This is a genomic window from Aurantimonas sp. HBX-1, assembly GCF_021391535.1.
Lineage (GTDB): Bacteria > Pseudomonadota > Alphaproteobacteria > Rhizobiales > Rhizobiaceae > Aurantimonas.
In genome coordinates, this window is sequence record NZ_CP090066.1 from 1,712,102 (window position 1) to 1,728,882 (window position 16,781).

Sequence of the window (16,781 nt, forward strand, 5' to 3'; positions counted from 1 at the left end):
GATGTTGCGGCAGGGCCGGCGAAGCGATAGCGAAGGCCTCGCCGGCGCCGTGCGCGCTGGAAGCGAGCGAGCGGGCCAGGACTTGCAGGACCACGACACCGTCACTTCCCCGACTGCCCTTCGCACCAGTGCCGGCGTCAGCTTCGCCGCGCGCCTCGCCTTCGAGAATGTCTCGCACTCGGTGGGCAGCGTCCGCATCCTCGACGGCATCGACCTGACCGCCGAGCCGGGCGAGGTCCTGTGCCTGCTCGGCCCCTCCGGTTCCGGCAAGACCACCATGCTGCGGGTGGCGGCGGGGATCGAGCGCCAGAGCGCCGGGCGGCTTGTGCTCAACGGCCGTGAGATCGCCGGGGACGCGGTGTTCGTCCCGCCGGAGCGGCGCGGCATCGGCCTGATGTTCCAGGACTTCGCGTTGTTTCCGCACATGACGATCCTCGACAACGTGCGGTTCGGGCTGACCGCCATGCCCGGCGCTGCGGCCAGGCGCGAGGCGCTGGTCGCGCTCGAGCGGGTGGGACTCGCGAGCGTCGCCGGCCAGTATCCGCACACGCTGTCCGGCGGCGAGCAGCAGCGCGTCGCGCTCGCCCGCGCTCTGACGCCGCGACCGTCGGTGCTGCTGATGGACGAGCCGTTCTCCGGCCTCGACAGCCGGCTGAAGGACGTGGTGCGCAACGACACGCTGCAGATCCTGCGCGAAAGCCGCGCCACCGCGATCATCGTCACCCACGACGCGGAGGAGGCGATGCGGCTCGGCGACCGCATCGCGCTGCTCCGGGACGGGCGGCTGGTGCAGGTCGGCACGGCGGCCGAACTCTACAGCCGGCCCGCCAGTCTCTTCGCGGCCGGCTTCTTCTCGGAGCTGAACGTCGTCGAGGGTGAGGTGCGCGGCGGACGGGTGGTGACGGCGCTCGGCCCCGTCGCAGACTCGCCATCATCCGACGGTACGCGGGTGACGGTCGCCCTGCGGCTGACCGGCCTGCGGCTCGACGAACGGCCGAGCGGCGTGTTCGGGCGCATAACGGCGCGGCGCTTCCTCGGCGGGGTCGATCTGATGACCGTGGCCGTCGAGGGGCTCGACAAGCCGCTGCGGTCACGGATGCGGGCCGGAATCGTACCGGCGCACAAGCGGGATGTCGTTGTTTCCGTTGATCCGCAGGACGTTATCGTGTTTGAAAAGTCCGCCGACGATCGTTAGCATGGCGAAAGCGAGCGCGCTCACGCGCTCATAGGAGAATTGGTTATGGGTAGCTTCAGCATCTGGCACTGGCTCATCGTCCTCGCCGTCGTGCTGCTCCTCTTCGGCCGGGGCAAGATCCCTGAATTGATGGGTGACGTCGCCAAGGGCATCAAGAGCTTCAAGAAGGGCATGTCCGAAGAGGACACCGAAGCTGCCGCCCAGGAGCGCCGTGCGCTCGACCATCGCGAAGGCGATGTCGTCGCCCGCGACGTGAAGACGGAAAAGTCGGTCAGCTGACAGGCCGAACGGCGGCGGAGGGCGCGGGGCGTGCCGCTCCGCAGCCGTCTCCCGTGGTCGCCTTCGAGTTAATGACATGTTCGATATCGGCTGGACCGAACTACTGGTGATCGCGATCGTCCTTGTGGTCGTCGTCGGCCCCAAGGACCTGCCGCGTATGTTGCGGACGTTCGGTCGCACCACCAAGCAGGTGCGTTCGATGGCCTCGGATTTCCGCCGCCAGTTCGACGACGCACTGCGAGAGGCCGAATTGGACGAGGTCCGCCAGACGGTGGCCGACGCCAAGAAGTTCGACCCGACGAAAGACGTCCGGGCGGCGATGAACCCGATGAAGGCGATCGGTGACGAGATCCGTTCATCGCTGACCGCGGCGACCAAGGCGCCCGAGCCGAAGGTGCCGTCTTCCTCGGCACCGGCGGAGCCTGCCGAGCCGGAGAAAACCGGCGCAGCCGCACCAGCGGCAGCGACCACCGATGCCGACGCGGCGTCGACGAGCGAGGCCAAGGCCCGCAAGACCGAGGACGCCGCGTGAGTGCACCCAAGGACGATATCGAGGCCTCGTCGGCGCCGCTGATGGAGCATCTGCTCGAGCTGCGACGACGGCTGATCTGGAGCATCGTCGGCTTCATGATCGCCTTCATCTGCTGCTTCTTCTTCGCCAAGGAAATCTTCAATTTCCTGGTCGTGCCTTACCAGACGGCGACCGTCTGGGCCGGCATCGACGATCGTCAGGTCGAGCTCATCTACACCGCGCCGCAGGAGTTCTTCTTCACCCAGGTGAAGATCGCCGCGTTCGGCGGGCTGTTCCTGGCCTTCCCGATCATCGCGAGCCAGATCTACAAGTTCGTCGCGCCCGGTCTCTACCGCAACGAGCGCCACGCCTTCCTGCCGTTCCTGGTCGCGACCCCGGTGCTTTTCCTGATGGGGGCGACGCTGGTCTACTACTTCTTCACCCCGATGGTGATGTGGTTCTTCCTGTCGATGGAGCAGACCGGCACCGGCGGCCAGGCGGCGATCCAGCTGCTGCCCCGGGTCTCGGAATACCTGTCGCTGATCATGACGCTGATCTTCGCCTTCGGCCTGGTGTTCCAGCTGCCCGTCGTGGCGACGCTGCTGGTACGGGCGGGCCTGACCAGCGCCGAGGGCCTGGCGTCGAAGCGCAAATATGCGATCGTCATCGCCTTCGTCGCGGCGGCGATCCTGACGCCCCCGGATCCGGTCTCCCAGATCGGTCTTGCCCTGCCCACGATCCTTCTCTACGAGGTGTCGATCATTGTGGCGCGGATGATCGAGAAGAAGCGGGCGGCCGAGGCGCTCGGCGGCAACGGGGCTGAAGCCGAAGGCTGAGACCCGCCGGACCGCGTCCCGTCGCATTTCGACGGGAACGGGAATTTCATGCTCGACATCAAGTGGATACGCGACAATCCGGACAGGCTGGACGAGGCGCTGGCGCGCCGCGGCGCCCCGCCTGCCGCCGCCGATCTCATCAGGCTCGACGAGGCTCGCCGCGAGCATCTGAAGCGCCTGCAGGAGCTGCAGAACCGCCGCAACGAGGCCTCCCGCGAGATCGGCAAGGCCAAGGCGACGCGTGACGAGGCGCTGGCCGAACGGCTGATCGCGGAGATCGCCGAGATCAAGGCCGAGATCCAGGACGGCGAGGAGACCGAGCGCCGGCTCGACGGCTCGCTCGAGGACGCGCTGGCCCGCATCCCGAACCTGCCACTGGAGGACGTGCCGGTCGGCAGGGACGAGGCCGACAATGTCGAGCTGCGCCGGGTCGGCGAGCGCCCGGACTTCGGCTTCAAGCCGCGCGAGCACTACGAGCTCGGCGAGGCCATGGGCCTCATGGATTTCGACCAGGCGGCGAAGATCTCGGGCTCCCGCTTCACGATCCTGAAGGGCGCGCTGGCGCGGCTCGAGCGCGCGCTCGGCCAGTTCATGCTGGATCTCCACACCACCGAGCACGGCTATCAGGAGATCGCCGCGCCGCTCTTGGTGCGCGACGAGGCGCTGTTCGGCACCAACCAGCTGCCGAAATTCGCCGAGGACCTCTTCCACACGACGGAAGGGCGCTGGCTGATCCCGACGGCGGAAGTGCCGCTGACCAATCTTGCCCGCGAGCGGATCATCGACGTGGCGGAACTGCCGATGCGGGTGACGGCGCTGACCCCGTGCTTCCGCTCGGAAGCCGGATCGGCCGGGCGGGACACGCGCGGCATGCTGCGCCAGCACCAGTTCTACAAGGTCGAGATGGTCTCGATCACCACCAGCGACACCTCGCTCGACGAGCATGAGCGCATGACCGGCGCCGCCGAGGAAGTGCTCAAGCGTCTCGGCCTGGCGTACCGGGTGGTGACGCTGTGCACCGGCGACATGGGGTTCGGCGCCCGCAAGACCTACGACATCGAAGTCTGGCTGCCGGGGCAGGGCGCGTATCGCGAAATCTCCAGCTGCTCGGTCTGCGGCGACTTCCAGGCCCGCCGGATGGGCGCGCGCTATCGCGCCGAGGGCGACAAGGCGACCCAGTTCGTCCACACGCTGAACGGCTCCGGCGTCGCCGTCGGACGGGCGCTGATCGCGGTGATGGAGAACTACCAGAACGAGGACGGCAGCATCACCATCCCGCCCGTGCTTCGGCCCTACATGGCCGGGATCGAGCGGATCGGGGGAGCGTCCTGATGCGGCTGCTCCTGACCAATGACGACGGCATCCATGCCGAGGGACTGGCGGTGCTGGAGCGGATCGCCCAGACGCTGACCGACGACGTCTGGGTGGTCGCTCCCGAGACCGACCAGAGCGGCCTGTCGCATTCACTGACGCTGTCCTCGCCGCTGCGGCTGCGCGAGGTCTCGGAGAAGCGCTACGCGCTGTCCGGCACGCCCACCGACTGCGTCATCATGGCGGTCAAGCGGCTGATGGACTCTCCGCCGGACCTCGTCCTCTCCGGCGTCAATGCCGGCCAGAACATCTGCGACGACGTCACCTATTCCGGCACCGTCGCAGGCGCCATGGAGGGCACGATGCTCGGCCTGCGCTCGATCGCGCTCAGCCAGGCCTTCACGCCCGGGCGGGATCGCGAGGCGCTGTGGGAAACCGCCGAGCGCCACGCGCCGGCGGTCCTCAGGCGCCTGGCCGGCTTCCCGCTGCCGCCCGGCCACCTGATCAACATCAACTTCCCCGCCGTCCCGGCGGATGCGGTCGCCGGCGTCTCGGTGACGCGGCAGGGCAAGCTCGACTACTCGCTCGGCATGGAAGAACGACGCGACGGCAGGGGCTTCCCGTATTTCTGGCTGACCTTCGGTCGCCAGGCCGGGCCGGAAGTCGAGAACTCCGACATCGGGGCGCTCCAGGCCGGCCGCATATCGGTGACCCCGCTGCAGCTCGACCTGACGGCGCACGAGCTCCGCGACGACCTCGGCGCCCTGTTCGCATGAATCCCGAAGGCCGCGACCGCGAGGACCTTGCAGCCTTCCTGCTGGCTTTGCGCTCGCAGCGGATCGGCGGTCCGGCCCTGCACCAGGCCGTGGCATCTGTGCCGCGGCGGCTGTTCGTTCCCGACAGCGTCGAGGACGCCTACGAGGACCGGAGCGCGCCGCTGGCCTGCGGCGAGACGATGCCGGGCGCGCTCGCGGCGGCGCGTCTGGTGGCCGCGCTCGAGCCGGAGCCGGAGCATCGGGTCCTGGAGATCGGCACCGGCAGCGGCTACGTGACGGCGCTTCTCGCCCGCATGACGGCGCACGTCTCCTCCTTCGACCGCTTTCGCCGGTTGGTCGAGGCAGCCGGCAGTCGCCTGAAGCAGATCGGCGTCACCAATGTCTCGCTGTTCCTGGAGGACGGCCGGGACGGGTTCGCCGGCGGCGCCCCGTTCGACCGGGCGATCGTCCATGCGGCGTTCCCTGCCGTTCCCCGGCAGTTCCTCGAACAGCTCGGCATGCAGGCGGTGCTGATCTGCGCGATCGGGCCCGGCGACGGCGAGCAGTCGCTGGTGCGGCTGCGAAAGGTCGGCAGCCGATTCGAGCGGGAAGACCTCTGGCCGGTGCGCTACCAGCCGCTCGCCTTCGGCACCGCAGAGGTTCTCTGAGCCCGAAACCGGAGCGCGGCGCCCAGCGGTGTGTTTCCGGGGCACAAGGAGCTGCAGCAATGCCGCCTCGCGGCGGAATTCGTCGTCCGAGACCAGCGACTTAACCCGGCAGTAACATTAACGCGCTTCAATGCTCCCGAAAGCGAATTTCTGCGTGCAAGGGACGGCGATGCGTATCGATGTGCTGAAACCTCTACGGCTCCGTATGGTGCGTTCCGCCGCGATGGTTGCTCTGGCGGGCCTCGCGGCCGGGTGCAGCTCCGGCGTGGCGCGGTTCGACGACGGCTTCTACACCGGCGCCGTGCCGCAGGCGGGGTTGACCCAGACCGCCGCCGCGCAGCCCTATCCGGGCGGCGTCGACCAGCTGAACACCGGTGCCATCGGCAATGCCGCGCCGCCCTACCAGCAGACGCCCACCTATGGCGCCAGCGCGGCGACGCCCGCCGTCCAGAGCGGTTCGCTGCCGCCGCCACCCGCGCCAAACTATGCGTCCAATGCCGGCTCCAACGCGATGACCGCCGCGCCGGGCGCCGCGAGCGACCCGTCGCGGGGCGCGCCGCCCTCCACGCTGCAGGCACAGGCATCGCAGATCTCGACGCCGCAGCGCCGTCCGTCCACCGAGCAGCGTTCCGCGTCGGCGGCATCCGGCGGTTCGATCACCGTCGGTTCCGGCGATACGCTGGCGGCGATCGCCCGGCGCACCGGGACGTCCGTGTCGGCGCTGAAGCAGGCCAATGGGCTCAGCGGCGATTCGATTCGCATCGGCCAGTCACTGACCGTTCCGGGCGCCGGCGCAGCCCCGACCCAGGTCGCGAGCAACCAGCCCGCCGCCGCGAAGGCCGAGACGCAGGCGGAAACCAAGCCGGCCGCGACGCCGGTCGCCTATACGCCGCCTGCGACCGCCGAGAAATCGGGCCGTCCTTCGACGCAGCAGGCTGCCGCGCCTGCCGAGGCGCCGGCCGCCGCGCCCAGCACCACGGTCGCGCAGCAGGCCGAGCAGCAGGTGGCGGCGATCGCCCCGACCTCGACCGGGATCAGCCAGTTCCGCTGGCCGGTCCAGGGCCGCGTCGTCAACCGCTTCGGCGAGAAGGTCGGCTCGCGCCGCAATGACGGCCTGAACATCTCGGTGCCGCGCGGCACCTCGGTCAAGGCCGCCGAGAACGGCGTCGTGATCTATGCCGGCGACGGCCTCAAGGAATTCGGCAACACGGTGCTGGTGAAGCACGATAACGGCATGGTGACCGTCTACGGACACGCCGACTCGCTCTCGGTGAAGCGCGGCGCCACGGTCACCCGCGGCCAGGAGATCGCCAAGTCCGGCATGAGCGGCGACACCGACGTCCCGGTCCTGCATTTCGAGGTCCGTAAGGACTCCACGCCGGTCGACCCGACCAAGTTCCTCCAGTAGACGCCGACCTCCAGGCGTTCGGCCCGGTCTTGCCCCTTCGGGTGCAGGCCGGGCCTTCTTGCGTCAGGCCGCCGGCGTTTCCAGCGTGCGTCCCATCCGCCCGGCGAGGTCCTGGACGAACTGGAAGGCGACGCGTCCGGACCGGCTGCCGCGGGTCGTCGACCATTCCAGCGCCTCGCGATGCACGACCTCCGGATCGTTCTCGATGCCGTAGGCGGCGAGATAGGCGTCGATCATCGCCAAATAGTCGTCCTGGCTGCAGCGGTGGAAGCCCAGCCAGAGCCCGAATCGATCCGACAGCGAGACCTTCTCCTCGACCGCCTCGGCGGGATTAATCGCCGTCGAGCGTTCGTTCTCGATCATGTCCCGCGGCAGCAGATGCCGGCGGTTCGACGTCGCGTAGAACAGCACGTTCGCAGGGCGCCCCTCGACCCCGCCCTCGAGCGCCGCCTTTAGCGACTTGTAGGACGAATCCCCCATGTCGAAGGAGAGGTCGTCGCAGAACAGCAGGAACGGGTAGGGCGCGGCTCGCACGAAGCCCATCAGCCGCGGCAGGTCGTCGATGTCCTCGCGGTGGATCTCGATCAGCTTCAGGCGCCGCGCGCCGTCCGGCAGCGAGGCGTTGACCGCCGCGTGCGCGGCCTTGACCAGCGACGACTTGCCCATGCCGCGGGCGCCCCAGAGGAGCGCGTTGTTGGCCGGCAGGCCGCGGGCGAAGCGGGCGGTGTTGTCGAGCAGGATGTCGCGCGATCGGTCGACGCCCTTGAGGAGTTCGATCGGCACGCGGTTGACCGCCCTGACGGGAACCAGTCCTGCCGGCGGCTCGAACACGAAGCAGTCGGCTGCGTCGAAATCGGGCGCCGGCGCGGGTGAGGGGGCCAGGCGCTCGAGGCTTGCCGCGATCCGCTCCATCGTCTCCCGCAGCCGGGCAAATTCTTCCACGTCCATGACTTCTCTTGCGTGTCCCTGGCAGCGTCGGGGTCGCGAAACCCGCGCCTTGTTGCATTCGAGGCGACCGTTCGTATATTCCGCGCACTCCGTAAAGGGCTTCCCGCCCTCGATTCCGAAGAGGTTCCCGATGTTCGTGTCCGAGGCTTTCGCGCAGAGCGGCGTTTCCGCTGCCGGTGGAAGCGATCTCCTGATCAGCGTGCTGCCCTTCGTCGCGGTCTTCGCCATCATGTATTTCCTCATCATCCGGCCGCAGCGCACGGCGATGAAGAAGCGGGAAGCGATGCTGAGCAACATCCGTCGCGGCGACACGGTGGTCACCGGGGGCGGCATCATCGCCAAGGTGACCAAGGTCATGGACAACGGCGAGCTGGAAGTGCAGATCTCCGAACAGGTCCGCGTCCGCGTGCTGCAGAGCATGGTCACCGACGTCCGGGTCAAGGGCGAGCCGGCGGCAGCCAACACCAAATAGCCGCGATTGTTGAGGATACGGCGCCGTTGCCGTAGACTCGGCCGTGTTTCGGCGTCGCCATTCGCCGACCGTGTGGACGGAATACCACGGACGAACGCCGCTGCGGCGCGTTCGTCGACCCGCCTGGGATCCCAATGCTGTATTTCTCGCCCTGGAAGAAGATACTCGTCCTGCTGACGGTGGCCGTCGGTATCCTGTACGCGGCCCCGAACTTCTTTCCGCGGCAGATGCTCGACCAGCTGCCATCCTTCGTTCCAAAGCAGCAGGTGACGCTGGGCCTCGATCTCCAGGGCGGCTCCTACATCCTGCTGCAGATCGATCGCGACTCGCTGCAGGGCGAGCGCGTCCAGACGCTGAGCGACGACGCGCGCCAGACGCTGCGCACCGCCCGCATCGGCTATGCCGGCCTCTCGGACGCGGGGAACACGGTCACCGTCCGGCTGCGCGATCCCGCGGACGCTGACGCGGCGATCGAGGCGCTGCGGCCGCTGGCCACACCCTTGTCCTCGGGCATGATGGGAAGCGGCTCCGTCGCCGAGGTCGAGCTGGCGCAGCCGCAGCCCGGCGTGATCACGCTGACGCTGACCGAAGCCGGCGTGAACTACCGTCTCACCAACGCCGTCGCCCAGTCGATCGAGGTCGTCCGGCGCCGCGTCGACGAGCTCGGCACGACCGAGCCGCTGATCCAGCGTCAGGGCGACGACCGGATCATGGTTCAGGTTCCCGGCCTGCAGGATCCGCAGCGCCTGAAGTCCCTGCTCAACCAGACCGCCAAGCTCAGCTTCCGGCTCGTCGACCAGACCGCGTCCGCCGACGAGGTGGCGCGCGGCGCGCGGCCGCCCGCCGGCTCGGAACTCCTCTACACCACCGACAATCCGCCGCTCCCCATCCTCGTGCAGCGCCAGATCATGGTCTCGGGCGAGAACCTGACCGACGCCCAGGCGGGTTTCGACAGCCAGACCAACCAGCCGGTCGTCAACATCCGCTTCGACAGCCAGGGCGCGCAGCGCTTCGGCGCCGTCACCCAGCAGAATGTCGGCAGTCCCTTCGCCATCGTCCTCGACGAGCAGGTGCTGTCGGCGCCGAACATCCGCGAGCCGATCCTCGGCGGCCAGGCGCAGATCAGCGGCAACTTCACCGTCGAGAGTGCCAACGACCTGTCGGTGCTGCTGCGCGCCGGTGCCCTGCCGGCGACGCTGAACATCATCGAGGAGCGCACGGTCGGGCCGGGCCTCGGCGCCGACTCGATCGCCGCCGGCGAGATGGCCGGCGTCCTCGGCGCGGTCCTCGTCATCGGCTTCATGCTGGTGGCTTACGGCTTCCTCGGCGTGCTGGCGGTCATCGCGCTCGTCGCCAACGTCCTGCTGCTCTTCGCCATTCTCACCGTCATCGGCGCGACCCTGACCCTGCCGGGCATCGCCGGCATCGTGCTGACGGTCGGCATGGCGGTCGATTCCAACGTCCTGATCTTCGAGCGAATCCGCGACGAGCGGCGTCTCGGCCGATCCGTGGTCCAGTCGATCGACACCGGCTTCCAGAAGGCGCTCGGCACGATCGTCGATGCCAACATCACCACGCTGATCGCGGCCATCGTGCTGTTCTTCCTCGGCTCGGGCCCGGTCCGCGGCTTTGCCGTGACCCTGGCGATCGGCATCGTCACCACGGTCTTCACCGCCTTCACGCTGACGCGGCTGCTCGCTTCGGAGTGGGTGCGGCGGCGCCGCCCGAAGGAGCTGCCGCGCGGTTTCATCAAGCTCGTGCCGGACGTGACGGCGATCCGCTTCATGAAGATCCGCCTGCAGGTGTTCGCGCTGTCGATCTTCCTGTGTCTGGCGTCGATCGTGATGCTGTTCACGGCCGGGTTGAACTTCGGCATCGATTTCACCGGCGGCACGGTGATCGAGGTCCAGGCCAAGTCCGGAGTGGCCGATATCGGCGACATCCGCGAGCGGCTCAATGTTGCCGGGATCCCGGATAGCCAGGTCCAGGAATTCGGTTCGGACAGCGAGGCGCTGATCCGCTTCGGCACGGCCGAAGGTGGCGACACCGCGCAGGCGGCGATCGTCCAGACCGCGCATCAGGCCCTCAGCGACGACTATGATTTCCGACGGACCGAGGTCGTCGGGCCGACAGTGTCGGGCGAACTCGCATGGGCCGCGGTCATCGGCGTGCTCGCCTCGCTGCTGGCGATCCTGATCTATGTCTGGATCCGGTTCGAATGGCAGTTCGCCGTCGGCGCCATCATCGCGACGATCAACGACGTCATCCTGACGCTCGGGTTCCTCGCGGTGACCCAGCTCGAGTTCAACCTGTCGACCGTGGCGGCGATCCTCACCATCGTCGGCTACTCGCTGAACGACACGGTCGTCATCTACGACCGGATCCGGGAGAATCTGCGCCGCTTCAAGAAGATGCCGATCGGCCAGCTGCTCGACCTTTCGGACAACGAGATGCTGGCGCGGACCGTGATGACTACGGCGACAACCCTGCTGGCGCTGCTGGCGCTGTTCATCTTCGGCGGCGAGGTGATCCGTTCCTTCGTGGCGTCGATGCTGTTCGGCGTCGGGATCGGCGCATTGTCTACGATCTTCGTGGCGGCGCCCGTGCTGATCTTCTTCAAGCTGCGTCCGGCCGACGTCGCCGAGAAGACCGACGACGAGGAGACCGGCCGCGTGGGGCCTGCGGCGGGCAAGGCCTGAGCGCCGGATGGCCAAGGGGATCGAGATCCGTGCCGCGCACTTTCCCGGGCGCGCACCCATCGAGGCCTATGGCAATGGCGGCTTCCGCTTTGCCGACATGTCGCATCGCGGCTCCATCCTGTGCCTGCCGTCCGGGATCTACGGCTGGGACGCCACGGCCGACCAGCCCTTCCAGGGCGAGCGGCTGCTCAAGGTGTTCGAGGAGGCAGATGACATCCGCTTCCTGCTGTTCGGTACCGGCCGCGACATCCGGCGCCTGCCGCCGGCGCTGGCCGACCGCCTTCGCCAGGCCGGCATCTCCTGCGACCCGATGTCGACGGGTGCGGCCGTCCGGACGTTCAACATCATGCTTTCCGAGGGCCGGCCGGTCGCTGCCGCGCTCGTCGCGGTCGACTGAGACGCGCGCGACGGTGGACGCCGGGAGCGGCGCGGCATGAACGCCAATGCCGCCGAGTGCCTGCGCCTCGTCGAACGGCACGACCGCGACCGGGCCCTGTCGCTGGCCTTCGCGCCGGCCGAGGCGAGGGACGACCTCGCCGCTCTCTATGCCTTCAACTACGAGGCCGCCCGGGTCCGCGAGCAGGTCAGCCAGCCGCTGCCAGGCGAGATCCGGCTGCAATGGTGGCGGGACACGATTAAGGGAGCGGCGCCGGGCGAAGCGAATGCCAACCCGGTGGCGGCGGCGCTGCTCGAGACGATCGAGCGGCACCAGCTGCCCCGCGACGCCTTCGACCGGCTGCTCGAGGCGCGGATCTTCGATCTCTACGATGACCCGATGCCGTCGCGGGACGCCTTCGAGGCCTATGCCGGCGAGACGGCATCGGCGCTGATCATGCTGGCGGGCCTCGTGCTGTCGCGGGATGCCGCCGGCGGAGCGGCGGATGCTGCCGGACATGCCGGCGTCGCACAACTCGTCGCCGGAACGCTGCTGCTCCTGCCGATCCACCGCGCCAGGCAGCAGGTGTTCCTGCCAGCCGACCTCCTCGAGGCCGCGGGCTGCTCGGCGGACGATCTCCTCCGCGGCGAACCGGCGCCGGCGATGCGCGCCGTGGCCGCGATGCTGGCCTACGGCCGGGATCATCTCGCGGCTTTCCAGCGCCACGCGGGCACGCTGCCGCTCGCCATCCGGCCCGCCTTCCTGCCGGCGACACTGGCGGGCCTCTATCTGGACCGGATCGAGGCTGCGGGGGCATCGGTGCTCGAGCGCCCGGTCGAGATCGCCGCGCTTCGCAAGTCCTTCGCCTACTGGCGCTGGATGCGTCGCTAGGATCGAATGGCCGCAAGGCGAAGTGCCGGAAGGACGGGCTCTCAGGATGGCGAGCGGGAATCACCAGGCAGGATCGACGCGGCTCCGGCGCGCGACCGCCGCGCTCGCACGCGGCGCCGGGACGGCCGCTGCGCGCTTCCCGGTCTCGACGCTGCTGATCGCGGCGATCTCGCTGCTCTCCAACGTGGCAGTCCAGGACGTCTTCGTCCCGAACCCTGAGGACTTTCCCTGGCTGCTCGCCTCGCTCTACGGCGCCGCGGCCAGCGCGGTGGTGGCGAGCCTTGCCGCCGAAGCCCATGGGCTGACGCCGCCCGCCCGGCACGCCGGCGCGACCGCCGTGGCGCTGGTCATGGGCCTGGCGGTCTGGTTCGGGCCCCGCTTCGGCATCTATCCGCCGGCGCTGATCGCGGCCGCGACGCTGGCGGTGCCGCTGGCGCCGTTCGTGGGACGCGGCGACGGGATGCGCTTCTGGACCTACACGCTGTGGACGGTCGTCGGGGTCATCCTCGCCTTCCTCTCGGTGCTGCTGTTCACGCTCGGCCTGTCGGCGATCCTCGAGATGATCCGCTTCCTGTTCGCGGTCGGTCTCTCGGGCGACGCCTACGAGCACATCTTCGTCACCGCCTTCACGCTGGTCGGCCCGCTCTTCGCGCTCGGCCGCGTGCCGGCCGGATTCGAGGAGCCCGTGCCGGGGCCGGAGGACCGCCTGCTGGCGGGCGTGCGGATCATGGCTGCCTGGATCGCGGCGCCGCTCGTGCTGGTGACGGCGGCCGTCCTGCATCTTTATGCGATGAAGATCCTGGCGACCGGCGTCCTGCCCGCCAACGAGATCGGCTGGATCGTCACCTTCTTCGCCCTGCTGGTGCTGTCGCTGCGCATCGGGGCGGCGCCGTTCCTCTCCGAGGCGACGCCGCCGATCCGGCTGTTCGGGCGAAGCTTCGTCGCCATTCTCATCGTCCCGCTGGTGCTGCTGGCGATTGCCGCGGCGATCCGGATCGCGGCGGAGGGCGTGACGCTGCCGCGCTACTATCTGGCGCTCGGCGTGCTCGCAGCCGCCCTCGTCGTCGCGGCGCAGGCGCCCCTACGCTGGCGCGGCGACATCCGCGTCATGGCCGCCATTCCGCTCCTGCTGCTGGCTCTCTCGTCGTTCGGACCCTGGGGCGCCGCGAGTACCGTCGGCCGCAGCCAGACCGCTCTGATCGTCGCGGAGGCCGGTGTTTCGGGACCCGACGGGGCGGCGACGCTTGTTACGGCGGATCGCGGCCCGGAGGCCGACCGGCGACTGCGGTCGCGGCTCTACGCGCTGGAGGATGCGGGTCAGATCGGGCGGGTGCTGCCCTATCTCGAGCCGGCCCTGCGCCAGCGCGTTGCCGCGGCGGATCCGCAGGGCGCGGACGACTCGGCCTTCGACATCCTGATGACCGGGCTCGGCCTGTCGCGGCCCTCGGCGCTGCAGACGATCCGCAGCTTCACCGCTGCTGCCGCCCTCGTGGTCGAGACGGACGGCTACGACCGCGCCGCGACGGAGCTGTCGGCGGTGGCGGACGCGAATCCCGGGCCGTCGAACGATGTGGCGACGCCGATTCCGCAGGTCAGGATCGAAGCCGATCGGCTGGTCGTGCGGATCGGCATGGTGGAGGACCGCTTCGATCTCGCTTCGGCCGTCGCGGATCTGCCGGAGTCGACCTTCTCAACAGCGCCGGAAAGGCTCGTCCCGCCGGTGCTGGACCTGACGAGCGGCGACGGGCGGCGGCTGCGGGTGGTGCTCCGGCAGATCGTCCAGGAGGGCGAGGTCGCCGCCATCAGCGCCGCATCGATGATCATCTACTTCCGTGCTGCGGAATGGCAGCCCGAGTAGCCAGCCGGGCGGAGCCTGCGGGCCGCGCCTTACTCGGCCGCGTCGGCGAATGATCGCGGCGAGAGCCAGGCGGCGAAATCGGCCAGGGCCCGGGCGGACATGGCCTTTTTCCGGGCAGCCGACTTCTCCTTGCCGCGGAACCGCTTCATCCCTTCCGGCTTCTGGATCGCGCCCGGCTCCAGCGGCGGGAACAGGCCGAAATTGACGTTCATCGGCTGGAAGGAGCGTTTGCCGCCTTCCTCCTCGTGGGCGAGGTGGCCGCCGGTGATGTGGGCGAGCAGCGCCCCGGTCGCGGTTGTCTGCGGCGGTGGGGCGATTTCGGTGCCCAGCGCTTCGGCTGCTGCGAAGCGCCCGGCGATGAGGCCGATCGACGCCGATTCGACATAGCCCTCGCAGCCGGTGATCTGCCCGGCGAAGCGCACGTGCGGCATCGCCTTGAGGCGCAGGCGCGCGTCGAGATGCACCGGCGAGTTCAGGTAGGTGTTGCGGTGCAGGCCGCCGAGACGCGCGAACTCGGCGTTCTCGAGTCCCGGGATCATCCGGAAGATGCCGGCCTGGGCGCCGTATTTCAGCTTCGTCTGGAAACCGACGATGTTGTAGAGCGTGCCCAGCGCGTTGTCCTGGCGCAGCTGCACCACGGCATAGGGCTTGATGTCCGGCTGGTGGGCATTGGTCAGGCCCATCGGCTTCATCGGTCCGTGGCGCAGCGTCTCCGGGCCGCGCTCGGCCATCACCTCGATGGGCAGGCAGCCGTCGAAATAGGGCGTGCCCTCCCAGTCCTTGAACTCGGTCCGGTCGCCCTCGACCAGCGCGGCGACGAAGCGCTCGTAGGTCTCCTTGTCGAGCGGGCAGTTGATGTAGTCCTTGCCGGTCCCGCCTGGCCCGACCTTGTCGTAGCGCGACTGGAACCAGGCCTTGTCGAGGTTGATCGAGTCGAAATGCACGATCGGCGCTATGGCGTCGAAGAAGGCGAGGGCGTCGGTGCCCGTGGCGGAACGGATCGACTCGGCGAGGGCCGGGGCGGTGAGCGGTCCGGTGGCGACGATCGACGAGCCCCATTCCGCGGGAGGCAGTCCCTCGACCTCGCCGCGCTCGATTCGGATCAGCGGATGCGCCTCGATGGCGGCGGTGACGGCGGCGGCAAAGCCGTCGCGGTCCACCGCCAGTGCGCCGCCGGCCGGGACCTGATGGGAATCGGCGGCGCGCATGATGAGCGAACCGGCAAGCCGCATCTCGGCGTGCAGCACGCCGACGGCATTCGACTCGGCGTCGTCGGACCGGAACGAGTTGGAGCAGACGAGCTCGGCCAGATGCTCGGTCTTGTGCGCTTCGGTGCCGCGGGTGGGTCGCATCTCGTGCAGGACGACGGGGACGCCCTGCTCGGCGATCTGCCATGCGGCTTCGGAGCCGGCGAGCCCGCCGCCGACGATGTGAATGGGTTTGTTCGACATGGGGAGAGTCTAGCAGCGCAGGGCGCCGCCCGGAAGGCCCGGCGGCTTCTGCGCGAGACCGCAAACGACAACGCCCGCCAGGGGGAGGACCTGGCGGGCGTCGGTACTGAACCTGCGCTGGGAGGAGGATGCGCAGGCTACAATCCGCTCGGACCCGGGAGGAGGTGGGCCGTCGCGAAACTTGCTTCGCGGCACGCTCGCCGGGGGGAGGACCCGGCGAGCGGCCAAGAAGAACCCGCGCGCTTGGGAGGAGGATGCGCGGGTCGACATTCACTCCGAGCCTAGGGAGGAGACGGCTCCGGAGTGAAATCTCTGCAATCTGTGCGCCCGCCGGGGGGAGGACCCGGCGGGCGACTTAGGTGAGACTGCCTGGGAGGAGGATGGCAGCCCCGTATCCGCTAAGACCCGGGAGGAGGTGGGCCGTCGCGAAACTCGATATCGTCAGGCGTCAGCCAATCGCGCGGCGAGCCAGGGAAGGAATGTCGGCACGCGAAATGCCGAGGTCGGAAAGCTCGCGCTGGGACAGTCGGTTCAGTTCGTTGACCGTCTCGCGGTAGCGCCGCCAGTTGCTGTAAGACCGCATGATATTCATGTCGTGTCGCCCGTCTGGAATTTCAATCGATTGAAGCGGTGAGGCTGGTTGGCTGCGCCGCTTCGGTGTCAGGAAGTTAGGTGGCGTCCGCCGCGCTCGCTAGACACGAAAGCGCATAACAGCCCTGCGCTTGGTGCAATGCAGCATGAAGCTGGTTTCGGCCAATCGAATCAGCAGCTTGCGCGGACGCGTCGGGAACCTGCCACCGGCGGCGTCGCTCGCCGGGCGCCGCCGACGCCGCGACGGCGGGGAACAATCGGCGCGGCTTCAGCGACAAACCCGGCCTTTTCGGGCGGAATCGCCGGGATTTCCCCCGACATTGCCCTTCCGTGGCCCTGATGCGGGTGATATAGAGGCCCGCGCCTCGCGTCGCCCTTTGTCGGCGCTCCTGCGGGTGTGGCGGAATTGGCAGACGCACTTGGTTTAGGTCCAAGCGCCGAGAGGCATGGGGGTTCAAGTCCCTCCACCCGCACCAGTCTGCTGCTGACGAATTCGTGACAAGCCCGACCGCATGGCGGATCGGCCCTTATC

Annotated in this window: 16 protein-coding genes and 1 tRNA gene; 14 read left to right on the forward strand and 3 right to left on the reverse strand. The window is 68.9% G+C overall.

Annotated elements, in window-relative coordinates:
- The first annotated feature begins 82 nt into the window (after positions 1 to 82).
- The 8 genes from LXB15_RS08120 (at position 83) to LXB15_RS08155 (ending at position 6,963) form a co-directional block, all read left to right on the forward strand.
- Entirely contained in the window at positions 83 to 1,195 is a 1,113-nt protein-coding gene (locus tag LXB15_RS08120) for an ABC transporter ATP-binding protein (RefSeq protein WP_233952303.1), read from the forward strand.
- Between the two features lie 45 nt (positions 1,196 to 1,240).
- Positions 1,241 to 1,474, forward strand: coding sequence for a twin-arginine translocase TatA/TatE family subunit (locus LXB15_RS08125; RefSeq protein ID WP_233952305.1), 234 nt, complete (start codon positions 1,241 to 1,243; stop codon positions 1,472 to 1,474).
- A 76-nt stretch (positions 1,475 to 1,550) separates the two neighbouring features.
- A complete protein-coding gene (gene tatB / locus LXB15_RS08130; RefSeq protein ID WP_233952306.1) occupies positions 1,551 to 2,006 on the forward strand; it encodes a Sec-independent protein translocase protein TatB in 456 nt (151 codons plus the stop codon).
- A gap of 41 nt (positions 2,007 to 2,047) precedes the next feature.
- Complete coding sequence (tatC, locus tag LXB15_RS08135) at positions 2,048 to 2,821, forward strand: twin-arginine translocase subunit TatC (RefSeq protein ID WP_370640215.1); 774 nt, start codon at positions 2,048 to 2,050, stop codon at positions 2,819 to 2,821.
- A gap of 48 nt (positions 2,822 to 2,869) precedes the next feature.
- Positions 2,870 to 4,153 carry a serine--tRNA ligase gene (gene serS / locus LXB15_RS08140; RefSeq protein ID WP_233952308.1) on the forward strand — a complete coding sequence of 428 codons (1,284 nt, stop codon included), beginning with the start codon at positions 2,870 to 2,872 and terminating at the stop codon, positions 4,151 to 4,153.
- The gene (surE, locus tag LXB15_RS08145) at positions 4,153 to 4,908 is read left to right on the forward strand and encodes a 5'/3'-nucleotidase SurE (RefSeq protein ID WP_233952309.1); all 756 of its coding nucleotides are present in this window, start codon (positions 4,153 to 4,155) and stop codon (positions 4,906 to 4,908) included. Before serS ends, surE begins: the two co-directional genes overlap by 1 nt.
- Positions 4,905 to 5,555, forward strand: coding sequence for a protein-L-isoaspartate(D-aspartate) O-methyltransferase (locus LXB15_RS08150; protein WP_233952310.1), 651 nt, complete (start codon positions 4,905 to 4,907; stop codon positions 5,553 to 5,555). The genes surE and LXB15_RS08150 overlap by 4 nt, the downstream gene beginning before the upstream one ends.
- A 265-nt stretch (positions 5,556 to 5,820) precedes the next feature.
- Positions 5,821 to 6,963, forward strand: a complete 1,143-nt coding sequence (locus tag LXB15_RS08155) for a M23 family metallopeptidase (RefSeq protein WP_233952311.1) — start codon at positions 5,821 to 5,823, stop codon at positions 6,961 to 6,963.
- 63 nt (positions 6,964 to 7,026) lie between these two features.
- Here the strand turns inward: LXB15_RS08155 and LXB15_RS08160 are convergent, their stop codons facing one another.
- Positions 7,027 to 7,911, reverse strand: coding sequence for an ATP-binding protein (locus tag LXB15_RS08160; protein ID WP_233952312.1), 885 nt, complete (start codon positions 7,909 to 7,911; stop codon positions 7,027 to 7,029).
- 130 nt (positions 7,912 to 8,041) lie between these two features.
- Between LXB15_RS08160 and yajC the strand changes: the two genes are divergently transcribed.
- From yajC to LXB15_RS08185, 5 genes are all read left to right on the forward strand, one after another.
- Entirely contained in the window at positions 8,042 to 8,383 is a 342-nt protein-coding gene (gene yajC / locus LXB15_RS08165) for a preprotein translocase subunit YajC (protein ID WP_233952313.1), read from the forward strand.
- A 134-nt stretch (positions 8,384 to 8,517) separates the two neighbouring features.
- Positions 8,518 to 11,082 (forward strand): protein translocase subunit SecDF, encoded by a 2,565-nt coding sequence (gene secDF / locus LXB15_RS08170; protein WP_233952315.1) that lies wholly within the window; start codon positions 8,518 to 8,520, stop codon positions 11,080 to 11,082.
- A gap of 7 nt (positions 11,083 to 11,089) precedes the next feature.
- Positions 11,090 to 11,479: an Mth938-like domain-containing protein gene (locus tag LXB15_RS08175; RefSeq protein ID WP_233952317.1), complete on the forward strand. Its 390-nt coding sequence runs from the start codon at positions 11,090 to 11,092 to the stop codon at positions 11,477 to 11,479.
- A 36-nt stretch (positions 11,480 to 11,515) separates the two neighbouring features.
- Entirely contained in the window at positions 11,516 to 12,349 is an 834-nt protein-coding gene (locus tag LXB15_RS08180; RefSeq protein ID WP_233952319.1) for a phytoene/squalene synthase family protein, read from the forward strand.
- Positions 12,350 to 12,395: 46 nt separating this feature from the next.
- Positions 12,396 to 14,207: a DUF4153 domain-containing protein gene (locus tag LXB15_RS08185; RefSeq protein WP_233952320.1), complete on the forward strand. Its 1,812-nt coding sequence runs from the start codon at positions 12,396 to 12,398 to the stop codon at positions 14,205 to 14,207.
- A gap of 29 nt (positions 14,208 to 14,236) precedes the next feature.
- Here LXB15_RS08185 and trmFO read toward each other — a convergent pair whose 3' ends face one another.
- Both trmFO and LXB15_RS08195 read right to left on the reverse strand, forming a co-directional pair.
- Entirely contained in the window at positions 14,237 to 15,658 is a 1,422-nt protein-coding gene (gene trmFO, locus LXB15_RS08190) for a methylenetetrahydrofolate--tRNA-(uracil(54)-C(5))-methyltransferase (FADH(2)-oxidizing) TrmFO (RefSeq protein ID WP_233952322.1), read from the reverse strand.
- 448 nt (positions 15,659 to 16,106) lie between these two features.
- Complete coding sequence (locus tag LXB15_RS08195) at positions 16,107 to 16,250, reverse strand: DUF1127 domain-containing protein (protein ID WP_183206215.1); 144 nt, start codon at positions 16,248 to 16,250, stop codon at positions 16,107 to 16,109.
- Positions 16,251 to 16,640: 390 nt separating this feature from the next.
- On the opposite strand from LXB15_RS08195, the gene LXB15_RS08200 reads away from it, so the two are divergent.
- A tRNA-Leu gene (locus LXB15_RS08200) sits at positions 16,641 to 16,725 on the forward strand.
- The last annotated feature ends 56 nt before the right edge of the window (positions 16,726 to 16,781 follow it).

Bases quoted from the DNA above. Each gene is read 5' to 3' on its own strand.
- LXB15_RS08150 (WP_233952310.1), top strand. From the start codon at position 4,905: ATGAATCCCGAAGGCCGCGACCGCGAGGACCTTGCAGCCTTCCTGCTG.
- LXB15_RS08195 (WP_183206215.1), bottom strand. From the start codon at position 16,250: ATGAATATCATGCGGTCTTACAGCAACTGGCGGCGCTACCGCGAGACG.
- serS (WP_233952308.1), top strand. From the start codon at position 2,870: ATGCTCGACATCAAGTGGATACGCGACAATCCGGACAGGCTGGACGAG.
- yajC (WP_233952313.1), top strand. From the start codon at position 8,042: ATGTTCGTGTCCGAGGCTTTCGCGCAGAGCGGCGTTTCCGCTGCCGGT.
- LXB15_RS08175 (WP_233952317.1), top strand. From the start codon at position 11,090: ATGGCCAAGGGGATCGAGATCCGTGCCGCGCACTTTCCCGGGCGCGCA.
- LXB15_RS08180 (WP_233952319.1), top strand. From the start codon at position 11,516: ATGAACGCCAATGCCGCCGAGTGCCTGCGCCTCGTCGAACGGCACGAC.
- secDF (WP_233952315.1), top strand. From the start codon at position 8,518: ATGCTGTATTTCTCGCCCTGGAAGAAGATACTCGTCCTGCTGACGGTG.
- tatC (WP_370640215.1), top strand. From the start codon at position 2,048: ATGGAGCATCTGCTCGAGCTGCGACGACGGCTGATCTGGAGCATCGTC.
- LXB15_RS08160 (WP_233952312.1), bottom strand. From the start codon at position 7,911: ATGGACGTGGAAGAATTTGCCCGGCTGCGGGAGACGATGGAGCGGATC.
- tatB (WP_233952306.1), top strand. From the start codon at position 1,551: ATGTTCGATATCGGCTGGACCGAACTACTGGTGATCGCGATCGTCCTT.
- surE (WP_233952309.1), top strand. From the start codon at position 4,153: ATGCGGCTGCTCCTGACCAATGACGACGGCATCCATGCCGAGGGACTG.
- LXB15_RS08185 (WP_233952320.1), top strand. From the start codon at position 12,396: ATGGCGAGCGGGAATCACCAGGCAGGATCGACGCGGCTCCGGCGCGCG.
- LXB15_RS08125 (WP_233952305.1), top strand. From the start codon at position 1,241: ATGGGTAGCTTCAGCATCTGGCACTGGCTCATCGTCCTCGCCGTCGTG.
- trmFO (WP_233952322.1), bottom strand. From the start codon at position 15,658: ATGTCGAACAAACCCATTCACATCGTCGGCGGCGGGCTCGCCGGCTCC.